The sequence below is a fragment of the Delftia sp. JD2 genome (assembly GCF_001682645.1).
In the GTDB taxonomy this organism is placed as follows: domain Bacteria; phylum Pseudomonadota; class Gammaproteobacteria; order Burkholderiales; family Burkholderiaceae_C; genus Comamonas; species Comamonas acidovorans.
Genome location: NZ_LFJT01000085.1, coordinates 1 through 20,561 on the forward strand (window position 1 = coordinate 1; position 20,561 = coordinate 20,561).

At 68.4% G+C, this 20,561-nt stretch carries 10 protein-coding genes and 1 riboswitch; of the genes, 2 read left to right on the top strand and 8 right to left on the bottom strand.

The genetic code is table 11. The features are described from left to right. On the bottom strand, nt 1-5,268 hold a 5,268-nt coding region (locus ACM14_RS28130), incomplete at its 3' end, for an S-layer family protein (RefSeq protein WP_254662156.1). Between the two features lie 649 nt (nt 5,269-5,917). Continuing rightward, nucleotides 5,918-6,028, top strand: a riboswitch (glycine riboswitch). Between the two features lie 92 nt (nt 6,029-6,120). Here ACM14_RS28130 and ACM14_RS28135 point away from each other — a divergent pair. Then, nucleotides 6,121-7,452, top strand: coding sequence for a D-amino acid dehydrogenase (locus ACM14_RS28135; protein ID WP_034397938.1), 1,332 nt, complete (start codon nt 6,121-6,123; stop codon nt 7,450-7,452). Between the two features lie 32 nt (nt 7,453-7,484). Here ACM14_RS28135 and ACM14_RS28140 read toward each other — a convergent pair whose 3' ends face one another. The 4 genes from ACM14_RS28140 to ACM14_RS28155 all read right to left on the bottom strand — a co-directional run bounded on the left by ACM14_RS28140 (nt 7,485) and on the right by ACM14_RS28155 (nt 10,864). Then, complete coding sequence (locus ACM14_RS28140; RefSeq protein WP_034397936.1) at nt 7,485-8,720, bottom strand: FIST N-terminal domain-containing protein; 1,236 nt, start codon at nt 8,718-8,720, stop codon at nt 7,485-7,487. 76 nt (nt 8,721-8,796) lie between these two features. Continuing rightward, a complete protein-coding gene (locus ACM14_RS28145; protein ID WP_065347976.1) occupies nt 8,797-9,753 on the bottom strand; it encodes a PhaM family polyhydroxyalkanoate granule multifunctional regulatory protein in 957 nt (318 codons plus the stop codon). A gap of 142 nt (nt 9,754-9,895) precedes the next feature. Further along, a complete protein-coding gene (locus ACM14_RS28150) occupies nt 9,896-10,408 on the bottom strand; it encodes a copper chaperone PCu(A)C (protein ID WP_013800288.1) in 513 nt (170 codons plus the stop codon). Nucleotides 10,409-10,504: 96 nt separating this feature from the next. Next, nucleotides 10,505-10,864, bottom strand: a complete 360-nt coding sequence (locus ACM14_RS28155; RefSeq protein WP_012202456.1) for a hypothetical protein — start codon at nt 10,862-10,864, stop codon at nt 10,505-10,507. Nucleotides 10,865-10,983: 119 nt separating this feature from the next. Between ACM14_RS28155 and ACM14_RS28160 the strand changes: the two genes are divergently transcribed. Beyond that, nucleotides 10,984-11,646 (top strand): glutathione S-transferase family protein, encoded by a 663-nt coding sequence (locus ACM14_RS28160; RefSeq protein WP_012202455.1) that lies wholly within the window; start codon nt 10,984-10,986, stop codon nt 11,644-11,646. Nucleotides 11,647-11,664: 18 nt separating this feature from the next. Here ACM14_RS28160 and recD read toward each other — a convergent pair whose 3' ends face one another. From recD to recC, 3 genes are all read right to left on the bottom strand, one after another. Beyond that, nucleotides 11,665-13,860: an exodeoxyribonuclease V subunit alpha gene (recD, locus tag ACM14_RS28165; RefSeq protein ID WP_084027461.1), complete on the bottom strand. Its 2,196-nt coding sequence runs from the start codon at nt 13,858-13,860 to the stop codon at nt 11,665-11,667. Continuing rightward, a complete protein-coding gene (gene recB, locus ACM14_RS28170; protein ID WP_065347977.1) occupies nt 13,857-17,705 on the bottom strand; it encodes an exodeoxyribonuclease V subunit beta in 3,849 nt (1,282 codons plus the stop codon). The genes recD and recB overlap by 4 nt, the downstream gene beginning before the upstream one ends. Further along, nucleotides 17,702-20,561: exodeoxyribonuclease V subunit gamma (gene recC, locus ACM14_RS28175; protein WP_065347978.1), on the bottom strand; the 2,860-nt coding region annotated here is incomplete at its 5' end. The genes recB and recC, both read right to left, overlap by 4 nt.

Below are 20,561 nucleotides of genomic sequence, written 5' to 3' on the forward strand. Positions count from 1 at the left end.
CGTCGGATTGACCGGGTTGATGCCACCCGCTGGATCGTAGGAGGCCGTGTTCGTGCTCGAACCAACCGCCGTCGGAACAGCCGGCAGATTGAAGCTGGTGTTGCTGCCAGCTGCCACCGGTGTGGTGAAGCTCACCGTGCAAGACAGGATCGCCGTGCCATTGCCCACGAAGGGGAAGGTATTGGGAGTGCAAGTTGCACTGGCCACGTTTGCGCCGGTCGGCACGCCCGTGATGCTGATGCCTGCAGGCACCAGGTCCTTGATGGTCACGCTGGTGGCAGGGCCGAAGGCACCGGCAGCGTTGGACACGGAGAACGCGTAGTTGAAGGGCGTGCCCACAGCCAGACTGCCGGGGTTGGCCTTGGTGACACTGAGGTTCACCACGCTCACAAAATGAATTTGTGCGGCGCTTGGCGAATACGCGTTTGCTCCCACGGTGAACGTGCCACCCAGGGTTCCTGCAGGAATGCTGGTGGCGATGCTGTAGGTACCACTTGCTGTGCTGGTGGCAGTGATCGAGCAGATGCCCAGAGTTGCGCCGCTTGTTCCAGTGGTGCAAGTGGCCGACGCACCTGCCGCGCCACCGTTCAGCTTCACGCCGGCAGCACCGGCAAAGGTGACGACCTCGCCGCCCTTGGGATTGCCACCGGCATCGCGCACATACGCTTCCACCACATCGGTTGCCGTGCCATTTGCCGCCGCGTTGTCGCTCACGACACGCAGGCCCGAATTGCTTGCCGAGGCATTGCCCGCGACAAAGGCCATCGATTGCGGGCTGTTGCCGATGGCAGCTGCACCCACCGTGGCGGCAGCCGAGTAAGTCGATGCGGTCACGCTGGTGAACGACACCGAGCAGGTCGCCGCTGCACCAGCGGTCGTGCAGCTGGCGGTGGCAGGTGCCGCTCCGGCAGGCGTCACGCTGAAGTTCACGGCAACGCCGGTGACCGGATTTCCGAACGCATCCTTGGTGACCACGGAAACGACGTCCTGGCCGCCACCGGCTGCCTGGTTGTTCACATCGACCGACATGGTCGAATTGGCGGGATCGACGGCACCTGCCGTAAAGACATAGGCAGCCGTCGCACCGTACGTATTGCCACCGGCGCTGACGCCGCTGCCGCTCAATGCGCCGCTCGCGATGCTTGCGCCGGAAGTGTAGGAACCCGCGACGGTTGTCTTGGCGGTGACCTGGCAGGTACCGGCCGCATTGGTGGTGCAGGTACCGCTGAAGGTGATGTTTGCGGTGGGAGAGAACGTGACAACGCTTCCGGCCACCGGATTGCCGTTGACATCTCCCACAAACGCTTCAAGCACATCTGTCGCCGAGCCATTGGCCGTGACCGGACTGGTGACGGTACGCACCCCCGACCTGGCGGGGTCGGCGGCATTGGCCGTGAAGTTGATCACGGCCGGACTGCCGTTTGCCACGCTCTGGGTGGTGGTGCCGTTGTTGTCCGTGGCTGTGAAGCTCGCCGCACCCGCCACGGTGGATGTCACCGTGATGGAGCAGCGCGCTGGATTCGCATTGGCCGCAATCGTGCAGGAAGTTGCCGACGGCGTGCCGACGCCGGTATGGACAAAGCCGATGGTGTGGGCGACCGTATCGACGGTTGCATTGCCATTGGCGTCCTGCAGTGCGACGGTCACCGTGCCGGTGCTCGTACCGTCGGCCATCACCGAGAGCGGCGTGGCACTGAGCAGATTGCCACTGGCTGTATTGCTGGGTGGCCCGGCAATGAAGTTGACCGATACCGGACTGCCATTGCTCACGGCCGTTCCGTTGTCCGTTGCCGTGAAACTTGCGGTGCCGACCGTGGCCGATTTCACCGTCACGGAGCAGGTGGCCGGATTGGCGTTGGCCGCGATCGTGCACGTGGGTGCGGCTGGCGTGGTCGTGCCCACGCCCGTTTTGGTGAAGACAATCGTGTGCGCCACCGTATCCGTGGCGGGATTGCCATTGGCATCGCGCAGGGTCACGCTGATCGAGCTCGTGGCAGTGTTGTCTGCGACAACGCTGAGCGGACTGGCACTGATCAGGTTTCCATTCGCGCCATTGCTGGGCAGGCCGGCCGTGTAGTTCACCACAGCCGTAGCCGTGGCGGCCGAGCCATTGATGGTGAAGCCAAAGGTGCCACTGCCGACTGCGGTAGGTGCCGTGACGGTTGCCGTGTACACCCCTGCGCTGCACGAACCCGCGCCGACCGCAGGCGAGCCCTGTGTTCCGCTGTTCAGCGTGAAGGCCACCGTGTTGGCACAGGTTGCAATCGAATTGCCTGACGCATCCTTGAGCTGCGCCGTCAATGTGCTGGTTGCAGTGCCATTGGCAATGATCGAGGTCGGACTCGCAACGATGGTCGAGGCACTGGTACTTGGCGGACCCGCCGTGTAGCTCACTGAAGCCGTAGCAACTGCGGCAGAGCCGTTGATGGTGAATCCGAAGATCCCGCTGCCGACCGCCGTGGGCGATGTGACGGTGCCCGTATAGATGCCGGCGGTACACGAGGCCGCGCCCACACTCGGCGTTCCCTGCGTTCCGCCGTTCAGGGTGAATGCCACCGTGTTCGTGCAGGTGTTGATCGGATTGCTGCTGGCATCGACCAGTTGCACGCGCAGCACGCTGGTGGAGCTGCCGTTGGCCACGATCGATGTCGGCGTGGCGACTATCGTCGATGCACTCGTGCTCGGCGTTGCGGCCACATAGGAGACCGTTGCGGTGGCAACAGCCGCAGACCCGTTGATGGTGAACCCGAAGGTGCCGCTGCCGACCAGCACCGGCGATGTCACCGTCCCCGTGTACATGCCGGCACTGCAGCCCGTGACGCTGACGGCAGGAACGCCTTGCGTCCCCGCATTGAGGGTGAAGGCCACCGTATCGGTACAGGTGGTGACAAGGTTGCCTAAAGCATCCTTCAACTGCACGGCCAAGGTGCTGGTGGAGACGCCGTTGGCCGCAATCGATGGCGGACTCGCGGCGATTTCAGACCCGCTCGTGCTGGCCGGCAGCCCGGTGAAGCTGTAAGCAACCGGCGAAGGCTGATAGGTCACTGCGCCAGATACCGGACTTCCACCCAATGGAAGATTGGAGAACGTGGCACCAGCGACTGACGACGACAAGGTCACGGGTGTCGTGAATGTTCCGGCGACACTGCTGCTGGCATTGATGGGAGACGCGCACTTTCCGCTGGAGTTGGTCGTGCAGCTGACTGCGGCGGAGCCGCCATTGAACGTGACACCTGCAGGCGGCGCTGCGAAGGTGACGGTGTCACTGCCCCCCGTCCAGGCATTGCCTTGGCCGTCAACAATGTAGACCTCCAGCAAGTCGCTGCTGCCGACAGGTTGATTGTTGGTCGTCGCCAGAACGCCGGATTTCAAGGCACAGGGAAAACCGGTGACGCTTGCCGCCGTTGAAAGCTGCGAGGTCTGGGCTCCGCCGGAATTGCTGTCCGTCACTGTGACCCGCACCTGGCCGCTGAGATACGAAGGAACGGTCAGCGTTCCCGAGGCTCCGGCCATGGTTTCGGAGCCCAGATAGACCTGCGCATCGTTGACGCCCGCGCCGGTCGGCGACCAAAAGGCTTCCACCGTATACGGTGCCGGCTCGCTCGCATTGGCATTTGCCGTGATATTGAATGTCCAGGTGCAGGCGGCGGTGTCACTGGCGCCAACGCCAAGGGTGGGGGTCCATCCGGTTTGTCCATTGCCCGTCGTCAGCAAACTGATGCCTGAGTTTGCAGCCACAGGCACGGAAAACAGCGTGTTCTGAGAAATCTTGAAGAAATCACGCGTAGTGATACGGATGGCACTTCTCGACTGGCTTGTCATCTTGTTGTTGCCAATCAATCCTGGTGCCGTACCCGTACCACCGATATTCACCCCGTCCCCGCCGCCAGTGAAGTTGTTATCGGTCACCGTCACTACCTGCGTCGTGCCTGAGGCTGCCGTATTCACCGTTGGTGCCGACACATGCGTTGGCGATGACCCGGTATAGGCGGCGATAGGCAGCGAGAAGGTATTACCCGTCACGGCCAGACCAATTCCATTGGCCAGGCTGATCGTTCCATCAACCGACACCACGGCCCTGGGCGCATTTCCACCAGTCGGGCTCAGTGCGATATTCGAATTTTTGATCGTCAATCCGTTGACGGTCATGTTCGACATGACCTGGAAAAACTGCTCGAGCTGCATTCCCCCGATAGGGTTGGGCAGATTCGTTACCGTGAAATTATCGACAACGATGTTGGAAACCGTGCCTGCACCGTTGCTTGCGGCAACGGAAATGGCCGAGCCCTTGTTATTGCCGTAATTTCCATTCCATATCGCGGAATTGATCGTGCTATTGGTAAAGAATACGTTTTGTGCGCCTTGATGAATCTCCGCGTACAGCTCGCAGTTGAACGGCGTCCCCTCTCCCGCAGGGGTTGGCGCCACATTCACCAGGCCGACGCGATCAATGGTGACATTGTTTGCTGAGGAGCCAACGACGAATACCGCTTCGCCACAGGTCATGTTGGGCGAATTGGTGAGCGTGATGTTCTTCCCACCAAGATAAAAATTTTCCCAGGCGGAGTCCGCCCAGTTCTGGACTTGTATGACTCCCCCGAAATCGATGGTCAACGAGCCCGTGCCGGCTGGCACGGTGCCTTTGAGCCAGTACCAGGCACCAGCGGCACCAGTGGTGGTGCCCGTATCGCCGCCGCTGATCATCTGGGTTTGACCACAGGCATTGGTGGCTCCCGTCACGGCGCCGGACTGGGCTCCGCTGACGAATGTATTGGCACAGCGCACGTAAACCGTCTGATTGTCGACATACGGATGGAGGTTTCCGGCCGCATCCTTGGATGTCCCACTCTGTATGGTTCGTACCGACGTGGACAGTGTCGGCGCAAAGACGATGGAAACATCGGCACTCGGATCCAGCGTTTGCAGCGTGTAGTTGGCTGCCTGAATGGCAGCTCGCAGCGTACATGCGCCAGCAAAGGTGCCTCCCAGCGTGCTGACACAGGTGGTTGGTGTCGTTGCATTGGCATTGGGAGCGTCGCTGTTGTCGGTGACCGTGAAAACGACGGTCGCCGCCAGTGCCGTGGATGAGATACCCGCGCATGAAAGCAGCAGCAAAGAGAAAAGGCACTTCGCTGCACGCCACTTGCGAAAAAATGCCGAACCAGGCAGGCGATTGAGAGCATGCATGATATTCCCCGTTTTCTCAAGGAGATATGACAGGAAAATGATTTTCCCAATGGCAATAGCCATCAGTTGTACCCAGCGCATTTGCATCGCCGTACCTCGAATAGTTCTATTTAAATCACGAGTTCACAACTCACCTTGCAGCCGGTGAGGTTGGAAGCAAAATGTTTCGCGCAGATCCTGCGCGTCAATCAAAAGGGTGGATTTCCATCAACGTTTGCGAGCTGCTCCGCTGCCCATTGAGCCGGACACACCTTCAGTCGGGTTTGCGACGCAAATCATTCCTCCCTCCACAAACCATATTCACCGTGCTTGTATTTTTTTCAGTGCCAGACCAGTTTCCATGGACCTGCACCTGTGCAACGTTAAGTCGCCTATCAGACATATACACAACCCATGGTTAACCCATGCAGGTCCAATCGACCAGAACATGCACTGACAAACCACTGCACATATCGATAGGCTAAATCATGTTTTTTTCTATTTCAATAGTTTTTTTACATGAAACCGGAGACTCGTACCAGCGCTACGAGGGAGGCGCTTGAGCGATCTAGGGAATACCCTGAATCAGCCACACCACATACAGGTAACAGGTGGTATCCCCAATACGACTGGAGCTGGCTGCGCAAGCCACATAGAATCGCCCCTGCAGGAGAGCAGGCGGGCACCACGGTGCCGAGCCTCACCGAAGGCGCAAACTCCCATACACGCTCAGGTTCCGTACTGCAAACACAACATGCCGTCTGGAGAGCCGCCGCACGCAATATGCGGCGCACCGAAGGAGCAAGCCCCGTTCCCATGGACGGCGGTGAATCTCTCAGGTACCAAGGACAGGGGGAGCGGCAGCTGCGTCACGACGGACGCCGGCTGCTTGCTATTGAATCCATAGCTACCAGCTTCCGCGTGACCGGCACATGCCTTTGAAAGGGCATTGTCATGCGCGTCATCGTTCTCGGAGCCGGCCTGATCGGCACCGCCTCGGCCTACTATCTGCAATCTCTCGGTCATGAAGTGACCGTCATCGACCGTCAGGCTGCGCCCGGCGCCGAAACCAGCTTTGCCAACGGCGGGCAGATCTCGGTCAGCCACGCCGAGCCCTGGGCCAACCCCGGCGCACCGCTGAAGTTGCTGGGCTGGCTGGGCCGGCAGGATGCCCCCCTGCTGTTCCGCCTGCGCGCCGACATGCGCCAGTGGCTCTGGGGCCTGTCCTTCCTGCGCAACTGCACGCCCGCGCGCACGCGCCACAACATCCAGCAGATCGTTCGCCTGGGCACCTACAGCCGAGAGGCTCTGCAGCAGCTGCGGTCGGACACCGGCATCCAGTACGAGCAGCGCATGCAGGGCATCCTGCACTTCTACACGAACGCCCGCGAGTTCGAGGGCGCGCTCAAGCCCACCGAGCAGATGCAGGCCCTGGGCTGCGACCGCCGCCTGATCGACGCCGACGAAGCCGTGCGCCTGGAGCCGGCCCTGGCCCATGTGCGCGGGCAGATAGCGGGCGCCACCTATACGGCCGAGGATGAATCGGGCGACGCCAACCTCTTCACGCGCGAGCTAGCACGCATTGCCACCACCACGGGCGTGCAGTTCCGCCACGGCCACCACGTCATGGCGCTGCGCACCACGGGTGCGGGCGCCAGCCGCCATATCGACCATGTGGAGGTGACCAATGCCGACGGCCGCTACGAACGCATCCAGGGCGACGCCTATGTGCTGGCCATGGGCTCGTTCAGCCCGCTGCTGGCCCAGCCGCTGGGGCTGCGCCTGCCCATCTACCCGGCCAAGGGCTACTCCGTGACCCTGCCGGTGCTGGACCCCGCCAAGGCCTACCAGGTCAGCCTGACGGACGATGAGTTCAAGCTGGTGTTCTCGCGCTACACGGGCGCGCAGGGCGACCGCCTGCGCATTGCCGGCACGGCCGAGTTCAACGGCTACGACCGCAACCTGGACCCCGTGCGCTGCGAGGCCATCGTGCGGCGCGTGCAGCAGCTGTTCCCCGGCGCCGGCGATACCGAACGCGCGCAATTTTGGAGCGGCCTGCGCCCCGCCACACCCAGCAATGTGCCGCTGATCGGACGCTCGCCCATCGCCAACCTGTTCCTGAACACCGGCCACGGCACGCTGGGCTGGACCCATGCCTGCGGCTCCGGCATGGCGCTGGCCGACCTGGTCAGCGGCAGGCAGCCGGCCGTGGATTTCGATTTTCTGGGAGCCGCAGCCATGGACCCGGATCGCAGCGCAGGCACGGTGCGCCCGCGCGCGGTCTGAGGTGCAGACGGTGTGTACGGCGTGTACGACGCCTAGGCAGTGAACACCGTCAACACCCCGGCGAAGCGGTGCAGGCGGGCGTCCATGATCTCGGCTTCGGCGACGAAGCCGATCAATGGCACATCGCCCAGTGCGTGGCGCAGGGTGCGCAGTTCGGCATCGGGGCCGCCGAACAGGCCGCCGCCGCGGCCCCGGCAACTGATGTAGATGGCGCCACGGATGCGGGGCTGTGCCTCGCCTTCGGGCGCCGCCTCCTCCGGCTCCGCCGCATCGCGCAGCGCAGCGCCCAGTTGCAGCAGTTCCTGGCGCGCGACCTGGGCCTGGCGGCGGCAGAAGATCACCGAATGCCCGGCCTCCACGGCCGATGACAGGGCCACGCCCTGGCGCAGCGGGTCCAGCCCGACCAGGGTCAGTACCTGGGCCTCTTCGGTGAGCACGCCGTGGGCCATGCCCCGGCCCGGCGGCGCAATGGCCGCCAGCGTGCTGCGCACCGTGGTCAGCGCGGGCTGCCAGTCGCTGCCTTCCAGCTCCACGCCCAGCAGTTGCAGCAGGCGCTGCAAGGCCGGATCGCCATTGAGCCCGGTGACCAGGGCGCCGCGCGCCTCGGTGATCTCCAGGCCCTCGCCCAGCGGCACGCAGCCCTGGGCCATGCCCGTGATGCAGGGCACGCCCGCACCGAAGGCCACGCCCGAGAAGCCTCCGCTGAAAATGCCGCGCGCATCCGCATGCTGCGCATGCAGGTCCTCGGTGCGGCAGGCGATCTGCACGCCCTCCACGCCATCGTCCCCGTCATCGCCCACGCCGCCGAACAGCAGGCCGGACTCGGTGCGCTCGGACAGCTCGTACAGCAACTCGGCCAGCTCGGGCTGGCCGCCTCCGGCATGGACCAGGGCCGAATGGGCCGTGAACCCGGCCTCGCCGCCCGGCGCATGCAACGGCGCCAGGCCCGAATACAGGCGGTAGTGCGCCGCCGGCACATCGAGCAGCATCACCGCGAGCGCGGAACCGGACAGGTATTCATGGGACATGGCCAGCACGCCACCGGCCGAGCAGCCAGCCCAGTCCGCCACATGGGGCAAGGCCCTGGCCAGATGCTGCAGCAACGGTCTTGCATGGGCGGCATGCGCGTGGGACAGGTACACCAGGCCCAGTCGGGGGCGCTGCGCGTGGCCCGGATCGGCCATCTGCGAGCGCAGTTGCAGCAGCACCGCATCGGCCGCGGCGCGCCAGTCGGAATGGCTGGCATGGCCTACAGGAAACAACGACATTCCAACCTTCTTTCTAGCCCTGCCAGCGCCCGGCTTGCGGAGGGCTCTAGACCATCCATGGGTGCCGCCGTCCCGCTCAGCGCGGTGGCCGGCTCTTGGCCGGCGCCTTGCCTGCGGCCGGTGCCTTGGCTGTTGTCTTTGCGGTGGTCTTTGCCGCCGTCTTCCTGGCCGCTGCCTTGGCTGGCGCTTTCGGTGGGGCTTTGGCTGGCGCTTTCGCAGGCGCCTTGGCGGCTCCGGCCGGGGCCTTGGCCGCCGGTGCAGCCGCCTTGCCTGCCTGCGCGGCGAAGGCGCCAGCCTGGGCCGTCATGCGGTCCATGGCGGCCTTGGCGATGTCGCCGGCCATGCCGGTGGCGCGCTGTGCGGCAGCCACGGCCTCGGGGGCCATGGGCTCGGCCATGGCCTTGGCGGCGATCTGCTGGAATTGCTGGGTCAGTGCGCCCCACCATTGCATGGCCTGGCCCATGGCGGCGGCCTGGGCCGGCTCGTCCTTGGGCGCAGAAGCCTCGGGGCCGGAGGCCTTGCTGCCGGCATCCGCGGATGCAGCGGCCGCAGCAGCTGCAGGCGGCTCGGCAGGGGGCTGCACGGGCGCGGCCTGCGGCTTTTCCTGCTTGCCGGCCTTGCCGGCGGAGGACATGGGCCAGTCCGAGTGGTCGGACTGCCCCGCGCTGGCGGCGCCCTTGCCCGCAGTGGCTGCAGCAGCGGTGGCGGCTGCAGCGGCGGGGAACTGGAAGGCCTGCGCCAGCTCGCCCATGCTGACGTTCATGCCCTGCAGGGTGGACAGCGTCATGCGCTGCACTTCCAGGGCCTGGATGGTGGCGGCCAGCGCCTTGCCATTTTGGTCCAGCCAGAACTGCACGGCCTTGAGTTCGGTGATGCGCTTGTCCACCTCCTCGATGCTCACCGTGGGCGCCACCCATTCGGGCAGGCGCCCCAGGGGCCGGGCCGTGGCCGATCCCGCGCTCTGGGCCAGGCCCTGCAGGAAGTCGAAACCGGGGATGAACTTGCCGAAACCGAAGGAGGACGCGTCACTCATGGCAGCACTCGCTAGGACTGGGTTGGAAGAGCATGCCGGCGAAGGATGCCGGCCATGCTCCCAGCTTAACCCAGGCACACGCCAAGTCCACGGCAAGTCATGCGCATGCGGCTGCGCACAAACCCGGTGCAATGGCGCTGGCTCAGTGCGAATGGCCTGCGTGGCCGCCGCCGTGGCCCGCTGCCGGGGCAGCCGCCGCGCCGGGCGCCATGGCGCGCACGGGGACCTGCAGGCTCAGGCGCGAGGTTTCGCCCTTGGCATCCTTGAACACCAGGGTGATGGGCACCTGGCTGTCCTTGAGCAGCGGGCTCTTGAGCTGCTGCAGCATGACGTGGTAGCCGCCGGGCTTCAGGTCCACGGCCACGCCCTTGGGCAGGTCCAGGCCGTCGATGGCGCGCATGCGCATCACATCGCCTTCCATCTTCATTTCATGCACCTCGGCCACGCCGGCGGCGGGCGACTCCACGCCCACCAGGCGCAGCGGCTCCTCCGCCGTCAGGCGCATGAAGGCGCCCGTGGCCTGCTGGCCCGGCACGCTGGCACGCGCCCAGGCGGCGTCGGCCTTGACGTGGGCGGCATCGGCATGGGCATGGGCCAGGCCCATGGACAGGGAGGCGGCGATCAGGAAAGGGGTGGTCCATTGACGCAGTGTCATCACGGTTTCTCCAGAAAATTCAATACGTTGCAGCACGGTCTGTGTGCCTTGCAAAAACAAAAGCCAAGCGAAAGAGGCAGGGATTGAAATGGGGAGTCACCGGGGCGGGGCGCGGGCCTGCGGCAAGGCCGGCATGGCCACGCTGTGGACGGAGGCCGGGTGCGCCCGTGGCGGCGCATCTGCCATCAGCGGTGCCGGGGCCGCACTGCACCGGGCGGGCGGCGGCGCCAGCGGGGGCAGGCACAGCGGGCAGTCGATGCCGTGGCTGCCGGCAAGGGCATTGTCCTGACCGGCCGGCGATGGCACCCAGACCGATTCGCCAGCGGCCGAGCACAGGCGCTCCCAGCCCGAGGCGCGCGCCAGCGGCGCAAACGCCGATGCCAGCGCCACGCACAGCCACAGCCCCAGCACCCAGCGGGCGCAGGCAGCCAAGGTGGAGGGCAGGCGAAGCGGCATGGCGCCATTCTAGGGGTCTGCCCCAGTCGTCATCTCCGGGACCGCGCCATGCCCTGCCCGCCCCTACCATCACAGGCGCGCACCCTCGCCTTCACCACAAACAACCCAAGGAGACACCCATGCTCACCCTGTGCGGATTCGCGGCCAGCAACTACTACAACAAGGTCAAGCTGGCCCTGCTGGAAAAGCAGCTGCCCTTCAACGAGGAACTGGACTGGCTGGGCGAGACCGACATGGCACTGTCGCCGCTGGGCAAGGTGCCGTACCTGCGCATCGACGACGGCCGTGGCCTGTGCGAGTCGGCCGCCATGGTCGAGTACGTGGAGACGCTGTCGCCCTCGCCGGCCCTGCTGCCGGCCGACGCCTTCGAGGCCGCCAAGGTGCGCGAGCTGTGCGTGTACCTGGACCTGCACTTGGAGCTGGTGGCGCGCATCCTCTACCCGCAGGCCTTCTTCGGCGGCCAGGTCAGCGACTCCACCCGGGAGCGCACGCTGGCCCAGCTCGACAAGAACGTGGCGGCCTTCGCCAAACTCGCGCGTTTCTCACCCTTCGTGGCGGGCGACAGCTTCACGCTGGCCGACTGCTGCGCCATCGTCCACCTGCCCCTGGTCAGCGCGGCCAGCAAGATCGTCGGCGGGCGCGACGTGCTGGCCGACCTGCCCGTGCGCGAGTACCTGGCGCGCATGGCCGAGCGGCCCACGGTGCAGCAGGTCAATGCCGACCGCAAGACCAATACGGCGCTGATGATGTCCCGCTACGCCAGCGACAAGACCCCGGCCTGAGCCGCCGCCCTGCCCGCCTCAGTCCTGCAGCCAGCGCAGCAGCCCGCTGGCGCGCTGCGTGGGGCTGCCAACGGCCGAGGCCAGCAGGCCCGGCACCTCGGAGAACAGCGAGAAGGCCTGGCGGGCGCGCGTGATGCCGGTGTAGACCAGCTCGCGCCCCAGCACGCTGCCGCCGCGCGAGGGCAGCACCAGGGCCGTGTGCTCGAACTCCGAGCCCTGGCTCTTGTGCACCGTCATGGCGAAGGCGGTCTCCACATGGGCCAGGCGGCTGACACCGACCGAGCGCAGCTCGTCACCCTGCAGGAAGTACACGCGCAGCGGCTGCCCGGGCCCACCCTGCGGCCCCCCCTGTGACCCGCCCTGCGACCCACCCGGCAGCGCAATGCCGATGTCGCCGTTGAACACGCCCAGCTGCGCATCGTTGCGCGTGACCATGACGGGCCGGCCCGCATACCATTCGCCGCTGCGGCGGATCGCGCCCTGCGCTTCCAGGGCCTGCTCCACCGCCCGGTTGAGGCCGGACACGCCCCAGTCCCCCTCGCGCACGGCGCACAGCAGCCGGAAGCGCTCGAAGGCCTGCAGCACATCGACCACCCAGGCCCGGTGTGCGGCCTCGTAGCCGCCGTCCGCAGCCGGCCTGTTTTGAAGCGCCCTGGCATACAGCGCATAGCTGGCCAGGCCGCCACGCCCGCGCACGGCCAGTTCGGTCACGGCCTGCACGCCGCCGCCCTGGCGCTCCCAGAGTTCGGAGTGCGTACCGCCTTGCGTGCCGGCATCGAGCAAGGCCTGGGCCTGCGCGGCGTGGCCGGCATTCACGGCGCGCGCCAACTGGCCGATGGGACCACCGAAGCGCCGGCTTTCGCGCAGCATGACGGTGTGCTGCGCAAGAGCCGGCGGCCGGTCGCCTGCCGGCGCCGCGAACTGCGGCGGCACCGCCTGGCCGGCCACGCGCAGCGCATAGTCCAGCGTGTCCGGCAGGTAGCGTCCGGCCTGGGCATCGCGGCACAGGTCGCCCAGCACGGCGCCCGCCTCCACCGATGCCAGCTGATCCTTGTCGCCCAGCAGCACCAGGCGGGCGCCGGCCGGCAGTGCCTCCAGCAGCGCCGCCATCATCTCCAGGTGGACCATGGAGGCCTCATCGACGATGAGCACGTCCACGTCCAGTTGCCGCCCCGCATGGAATCCCCAGTGCCGCGTATCGGGCCGCGCACCCAGCATGGAGTGCAGGGTGCGCGCCGCGCCCATGCGCTGCACCAGGCCCGCCAGGTCGATCTCGCCGCCCATGCTGCCCTGCAATTGCAGCAAGGCCCCGTCAATCGATTGCTTCAGGCGCGCAGCCGCCTTGCCCGTGGGCGCGGCCAGGGCCACGCGCAACTGGCCGGCGTCTGGCGCCGTGGCAAACAGCAGGGCCAGCAACCGCGCGGCGGTATAGGTCTTGCCGGTGCCGGGGCCGCCCGTGATCACCGACAGCCGGCCGCGCAGCGCCAGCGCGCAGGCCAGCTTCTGCCAGTCCACGGGGCCGCCTTCCGCCGCAGGCGGGAACAGGCGGTCCAGCCAGTGGCGGGCCAGGGCTTCGTCCAGCGGCTGGCCGGCCACGGCCTGCGCCGCCGTGCGCTGGATGACATGGGTGGCCACGGCGCGCTCGTAGTCCCAGTAGCGGCGCAGGTACAGCAGCGGCGCGGGTCCGTCGGCACCGGCCAGCACCAGGGGCTGGCCAAGGTCCTCGCCGCCATCCTGGCCCGCGTCGCCGATCACACGCACCACGGGGCTGGCACCCAGCGCCGCCACCCAGCCGGACAGGCGCGCGGGCAGCATCTGCCACAGGGCCTGCTGCGCGGGCAGCGCCTCGGCGGGCCAGGCCAGCACGTCGTTGGGGTTGCCGGCCAGCGGTGCCAGGGGCAGGCAGCTGTGGCCGCGCCCCTCCATCTGCGCCAGCAGTGCGGCGGCCACCAGCAAGGCGGGCCCGGCCTGCGCATCCTGCCCGGCGACGAATGAGGCCAGCGCCGCATCCAGGCGCCGCAGCAGGCCGGCATCGGCCCAGCGGCGCAGCAGGGCCAGCACTTCATTGGTGTCTGGCGGCACGGCGCCCGGCGGTTTGCCGCCCAGCGATGCGTCGCCCGGCGAGTCGTCGCCCGGCGGTTCGCCGCCCGGCCGTTCGTCGAACAGGTCCAGCGTGGCCGTATCGACGGTCCGCGAACGGGGGCGCGGGCTCATGGCGGCTCCTGCATATCGGCGCGGCCGGGGCCGAGCAGTTCATCGAGCGCATCGAGCAGGGGCAGCTCGGGCGCCATGGCATGCATGCCACCGGCCGGGCCATCGATGCCGCGCAGAAAGTAGTACAGCGCGCCGCCCAGCTGGCGCTGCGGCTCGTATGCCGTGCCCAGGCGGCTGCGCAGCAGCCGGTGCAGGGCCAGCAGGTAGAGCGCGGCCTGCACGTCGTAGCGGTGGTGAAGCATGGCGCGGGCCAGGGCCTCCTGGCCGTAGGCGGCGCCGTCCGGGCCCAGGTGGTTGCTCTTGTAGTCAAGCACCCAGTAGCGGCCCTCGTGGCAGAACACCAGGTCGGCAAAGCCCATGAGCATGCCGTGCAGCGAGCGCTGGGGCAGCGCGGGCCGCTCCTGCCCCGGCAGGATGAAGCGCCGGCACAGCTGGTCGATGCGCTCGGCCGGCAGCTGGCGCGCGGGCAGCCAGAACTCCATCTCGGACAGTTGCGGGCCCAGCGTGGCCAGCGTGACATCGAGCGGCGCCAGCGGCTGGTGGACCACGGCCGTGAGCCAGGCCAGCAGGTCGCGCGCCTGCTCGCCACGGCCTGCGCGCTCGCAGCGGCGCACCAGGCGATCAGCGAGCGCACCCTGGCCGTCCACGGGCAGGGCAAAGTCTTCGCCGCCCAGCCATTCAAGCTGGTCGTGCACGAAGTTGCCGACCACGGGGCCGCGCAGAAAGCGGTGCCAGACCGCAGGCCCACCGGCCGGCCCATTCTGCAGGGGCTGCAGGCCCGCCAGGACGGCGATGTCCGCCAGTTCCGGCGATGGCGGCGGCTCCAGCGCCTGCTCATCCTCGGCCGGGCGCTGCACGGCCACGGGCAGCACGGGCAGGCTGGGCGCGGCCATGGCGCGCACCAGAGCCGAGAAGCTGCCGATGCCCCAGCGGGTGTCGAAGCGCGCGTCGTAGGCCGGGGCATCGTGCAGCGGGGTGGCGCCGGCCGGGGGCTGCCAGCGCGTGCGCTGCAGTGGCCCGGCATCCAGGTCGCGCCAGGCCATGTGCGGGTCTTCGCCGCACAGCTGCTGCAGGCCGTCGCGCCAGCCCTGGGCCGAGCGCGGCTCGGTGCCGCCCAGCAGGTAGCCGGCTGCGCCCTGCTCGTTCACGCAGGCCTTGCCGTTGCCGCGCTTGAGCGGGGCCAGGCCCAGCCACAGCGCATGGCGCGGGCGGGTAAGCGCCACATAGAACAGGCGCAGGTCCTCGCGCAGCCGCTCGCGGTCGGCCTGGGCAAGCTCCTCGTCGCTGAAGTCCAGCAGCAATCGGCGGGCCGGAGCCGCATCGTCTTGCGACTCGTCCTGCGCGGACAGGGTCAGGAACGGCGTTCTGGCCCGTTCCATGGGGCGGAAGCTGCCCGCAAACGGCAGGCAGACCAGCGGGTACTCCAGGCCCTTGCTCTTGTGCACGGTGACGAGCTTGACCAGGTCGGCATCGCTTTCCAGGCGCACCACCTGCTCTTCGCTGCCGCTGCCAGGCGTCTCGATCTGGGTGGCCAGCCAGCGGATCAGGGCCTGCTCGCCCTCCAGCTGGGCGCTGGCGGTCTGCAGCAGCTCGGCCAGGTGCAGGTAGTTGGTCAGGCGCCGCTCGCCGCCCATGGCCGGGTCCTGCAGCCAGCGCACGGGCAGGTCCAGCCGGTACAGGGTCTGGCGCAGCATGGCCAGCACGCCCAGGCGCAGCCAGATGCTGTGCAGTTCGCGCAGCTGCTCGCTGCGCACGTCAAAGGCTTCCTCGTCGGCGGCCAGCCAGGCCAGCTCGTCCAGCGACAAGCCGATGAGCCGCGTGGCCAGGCCCGCGCGCACGGCCTGGGCATCCAGCGGCGCGGCGACGGCGCGCAGCCAGTACAGCAGGTCATGGGCCTCGTCGCTGGCGAACACCGAATCCTGGTCCGACAGGTAGACCGAGGCCACGGCGCGCGCCTGCAGCTCTCGGCGCACGGCGGCCGCCTCTCGGCCCGTGCGCACCAGCACGGCGATGTCGGCAGGCCGCAGGCGCACAAGGCGGCCATCGGGCTGCACAAAGCCGGCCTGCGGGTCGGCCAGCCACTGCACGATCTGCTCGGCGCAATAGGCCGCAAAGCGGCGCCGCACCTCGTCGGCAGACAAAGGCAGGGGGATGCCGGTGTCCTCGTCGCGGCCCGCACTCCAGGCCACGGTGAGGGCGGGCATGGCGCCGTCGCGCGTGTGCAGCAGCTCGCGCCGGCCCTGGGCGGCCACGGGCTCGAACGGCAGCGGGTTGTGGCTGCCGCGCCGGAACATGAAGGCGCCCTCACCCGGCCGCTGCTCGGCCTGCGCGAACCAATGGTTGACGGCGCCCACCAGCGCCTGGGTAGAGCGGTAGTTGGTGCCCAGCACGTAGTGGCGGCCCTCGGTGGCACGGCGCGCCTGCAGGTAGCTGTGGATGTCGGCGCCGCGAAAGCCGTAGATGGACTGCTTGGGGTCGCCGATCAGCAGCAGGGCGCTGTGCGGGTCGTTGGCCGCCGTGCGGTAGATCTGGTCGAACAGGCGGTACTGCAGCGGCGAGGTGTCCTGGAATTCATCGATCAACGCCACCGGGTACTGGGCCAGGATGCGCTCGCGCAGCACGGCGCCGTTGTCGCCGGCCAGGGCCGTGTCCAGGCGCTGCAGCATGTCGGCAAAGCCGAAGCTGCCGGCCTGGCGCTTGAGGTGGGCCAGCCGCTGCGCCACGCGCGCGGCCGCATGCAGGCGCACGGCCACGCTGACGGGCGGCAGTTGCTCCAGCTGCACCAGCAGCGCCTGCAGCTCGGCCAGCTCCAGCGGCATGAGCACATCGCCGGCCGATCCCTTGAAGGCCTCGGCCAGGCCCTCGGAGCTGAGGCGGTGGCGCGCGGCCTCGGTCAGCGCCAGCGGGCCGTCCAGCGGCGCGCGCGACCAGTCGGCCAGCGCGGCCAGCCAGCCGGTGTAGCGCGCGGGCTGCAGCTTGCGCTTGTCCCACAGCGCGCCATGGCCGTCGAGCTGTCCATCCAGCCACAGCTGCAGGCGCTGTGCCTTGTCGTCCCAGCCGGCCGCCAGGGCCAGCAGGCGGCTGCGGCGCTGCTCCATGGCGCGCTGCAGGCAGTCAGCCAGGCTGCCCTCGCCCGCGCCGGGCACGGGGGTCTCGCGCAGCAGGGCGCGCATGTCATCGACCAGGGCGCCGACGTGGGGCCAGATCTTCAGGACCTCGTCCAGCAGCTCGTCGGACAGCGGGTAGCACTGCTGGCGCCAGTAGTCCTGCGCGGCCTCGGTCTGGCGCTGGCTTTCGTCGGGCTCCAGCGTTTCGTCGAAGAGGTTGCCGCTGTCGAAGGCATGCTCGCGCAGCATGCGCTGGCACCAGGCGTCGATGGTGTGGATGGCCGCGTCGTCCATGCATTCGGCCGCCATGGCCAGGCGCCAGGCCGCGCGTTCACGGGCCGCGCCTTCGGGGTAGGCCTCGCGCAGCGCGTGCAGGAAGGCGTCGTGGGGCGCGGGCTCGGCCTCGCCGCGAAAGCACTGCACGGCCTCGATCAGGCGCTTGCGTATGCGGTCGGACAGCTCGCGCGTGGCCGCGCGCGTGAAGGTCATGACGAGGATGTCGGGTGGCATCAGCGGGCGCTCGAAGGCCGTGCTGCTGATGCCGTCCAGGCTGCCCTCGCCATGCCCCAGCACCAGTCGCAGGTAGAGCGCGGCGATGGTCCAGGTCTTGCCGGTGCCGGCGCTGGCCTCGATCAGGCGGCTGCCCCACAGCGGGAAGCGCTGTGCGTCGAGCACATGGCCGGTCACGTCGCCGTCCACATCGCCAGACGCGGCGCCGATCATTTCGCTCGCACTCATTGCGCCTCCCCCTGGTACGGCAGGACCTGCACCTGCGCGGCCACCCAGTCGAGCAGCGGCGCGTGGGCGGCATGGGCCAGGGCCTCGAAACGGCCATCGGCGCTCAGGCGTTCGAAGTCAGGGTAGCAGCGGGCCCAGGACGGGTCCTCGCCCTCGCCGCCGACCAGATGACCACCCTCATAGGCCTGCTGTGCCGCAGCGGGAAAGCCTTCGGCCATGGCCAGGCCGCTGCGCAGCGGCAGGGGCAGCGGGCCGTTCTGGCCTTCGCGCCACAGGGCCATCAATTCACGCAGCCGTGCCAGCGCGTCGGAGGGGTCCATGGGCAGGACCTGCACCAGGCCGTCGCGCGCCACCACGCGCAACTCGGCCTGCGAGCCGCTGGCGGCCAGCGCCAGGCTGCGCAGGTAGACCGGCATGAGCTTGTCGGCATGGGGCCTGCCCTTGGCATTGAGCAGGTTGCGCGGGTCCAGCAGCAGCCAGCACTGTGCGTCGTCCGCATCGGGGGACTCTTCGGTTTCGCAGGACTGGCGCAGCCCGTCGATCCAGTCGTCGAACACCAGGCCATCGTCCTCGATCAGCAGCCGCCTGCGCGGCGCGGGATGGGCATACCGATCCAGTTGCTGGCGCCAGGCCCGCAGCGAAGGCGTGACCGAGGACTGCAGCGCCCGCGCGCCGCGCTCGCCCAGCCCCGCCAGCGGCAGCCGCCCCGAGCGCGTGAGGCGCGCCACGGCCGCACGCACGCTGTCTTCCATGGCCTGGGGCGCCTGCCCGGGCTCGTCCAGGCCGGCCGCCACCTGCTGCTGCAACTGCTGCACCAGAAGGTATTCGGTCAGGCCGTCGAGCTGGAACAGCTCCTCGTCCACCACGGGGTTGTCCTCCTGCTCGAAGCGCACCTGCAGGCGCTGGCGCAGGTAGGCGCGCGCCGGGTGGCGCAGGAAATCGGTGAGCCGGGCCAGCGTCAGCGGTGCCGAGGCGTCGGGGACAAAGGGCGGGCGCGGCTGCGCGGGCAGCGCAGGCAACGCGTCCGTGCCGTCCGACTGCGCATGCGCGGCCCGCCATTCGCGCGCATAGGTGGTCCAGGGCGAGCCTTCTTCGAAATAGCGGCGGCTGAAGGGCTGCAGCGGGTGCTGCTGCGTGCGCTGCGCCAGCAGCGGCTGGCCGCCTTCGCCGCGCCAGCCCGTCTCCAGGTAGTCGCGCAACTGGGAGACCAGGACCGAGGGCGGCTGCTCGCTGTTGTCGCGCACATGGTGGCCGGTCCAGCTGATGTAGAGCGCGCGGCGTGCGGACAGCAGGGCTTCGAGCATGAGCTGGCGGTCATCGTCGCGGCGCGCGCGGTCGCCGGGGCGCTGCTGGCCGGGCAGCGCCATCAGGTCGAAGTCGCTGCGCATGGCGCGGCGCGGATAGTCGCCATCGTTCATGCCCAGCAGGCAGACCACCTCGAAGGGAATGGCCCGCATGGGCATCAGCGTGCAAAAGGTCACGCCACCGGCGCGAAAGCGCTGCGACAGCGAGGGCTGCTCCAGCGCCTGCATCCAGGCCTCCTGGGCCACGCCCAGTTCCACGGCGTCCGCATAGCCGGCCTGCTCGCAGGCGCGCTGCCAGTCCGTGAGGGCGGCATCCAGCGCGGCCAGCATGGCCTCGTCCTCATCGTCCTGCGCCTTGAAGAAGTCCTGCAGCAGTGCGCGAAAGCGCTGCGCCCAGACCTCGGGCGTGGCGGGCCGCCCGGCCTCGCGCCACCAGGCCAGCATGCGCTCCAGCAGCGCGGCCAGCACGCCGGCCAGCTCGGCCGACAGGCCGCCCACTTCGTCATAGGGCTCGATGCCGCCAAAGGCCTGGCCGTCCTGCGCCACGCCGCCGGCATAGCCCAGCAGCATGCGCTGCAGGCCGAACCAGGCGCTGTTGTGCTCGCCGCAAGCCTGCAGGCCCAGGGCGCCGCGCTGCGGCGCATTGAGTCCCCAGCGGATGCCGGCCCCGGCCATCCAGCGCGTGAGCTGGGGCAGGTCGTCGGCCGCCAGCCCCATGCGCGCGGCAATCGCTGGGACGTCCAGCAGATCGCACAGCTCGCTGAGCCGGCAGCGCTGCTGGGGCAGGCGCAGCAGCCATTGCAGGGCCACGGCCAGCGGGCTGCTGGCGCGCGCACCCAGGTCGGCGATGTCGAAGGGAATATGGCGCGGGTCATGCCGTCCGTACTGGCCGAAGACCGCACGTATCGAGGGCGCGGCCGTCTCTATGGACGGCAGCATGACCACCACGTCACGCGGGGCCAGCGGCGCTTGCCCTGGCTGGGCAGGATCCGTTGGCCGGGCCAGCATCTGCAGCAGCTGGTCGTGCAGCACCTCCAGCTCGCGCACCACGCTGTGGGCGCTGTGAAAGACGATGGAACGGTCGGCCCGCGCCACCTCCAGCGGCGGGTGCTCGGCCAGCGGCACCAGGTCGCGGATGCGCTGCTGCACCTGGGCCAGCAGCGGCGCGGTGCGCAGGTCCTCGGCATCGGTTTCGTCGAACAGGTCCACGCGCGGCATCTGCAGCTGCGCGGCAGCACCCGTGGTGTCGAATGCGTCGAGCTGGCGCACATAGTCGCGGCTTTGCCGGCCCCAGGCGGCCAGCAGCGGATGGGCGTGGGCGTGCATGGCCTCCAGCGGCAGCTGCGCCAGATCGCGCCCGCCGCGCAGCGGCTGGCGGCGCCGCGCCATGCGCAGCAGCTCGCGCCCGTCGATGGCGTCGGCCCAATGGAAGCGACAGGGATTGGGCACGGCCAGCAGCACCTGGCTGTGGCGGGCGATGGCGGCCAGGAATTCCAGCAGGCTCAGCGGCAGCTGGCTGATGCCGAACACCACCACGCGGCGCGCCAGCGGC

Bases quoted from the DNA above. Each gene is read 5' to 3' on its own strand.
- ACM14_RS28135 (WP_034397938.1), top strand. From the start codon at position 6,121: ATGCGCGTCATCGTTCTCGGAGCCGGCCTGATCGGCACCGCCTCGGCC.
- ACM14_RS28140 (WP_034397936.1), bottom strand. From the start codon at position 8,720: ATGTCGTTGTTTCCTGTAGGCCATGCCAGCCATTCCGACTGGCGCGCC.
- ACM14_RS28145 (WP_065347976.1), bottom strand. From the start codon at position 9,753: ATGAGTGACGCGTCCTCCTTCGGTTTCGGCAAGTTCATCCCCGGTTTC.
- ACM14_RS28150 (WP_013800288.1), bottom strand. From the start codon at position 10,408: ATGACACTGCGTCAATGGACCACCCCTTTCCTGATCGCCGCCTCCCTG.
- ACM14_RS28155 (WP_012202456.1), bottom strand. From the start codon at position 10,864: ATGCCGCTTCGCCTGCCCTCCACCTTGGCTGCCTGCGCCCGCTGGGTG.
- ACM14_RS28160 (WP_012202455.1), top strand. From the start codon at position 10,984: ATGCTCACCCTGTGCGGATTCGCGGCCAGCAACTACTACAACAAGGTC.
- recD (WP_084027461.1), bottom strand. From the start codon at position 13,860: ATGAGCCCGCGCCCCCGTTCGCGGACCGTCGATACGGCCACGCTGGAC.
- recB (WP_065347977.1), bottom strand. From the start codon at position 17,705: ATGAGTGCGAGCGAAATGATCGGCGCCGCGTCTGGCGATGTGGACGGC.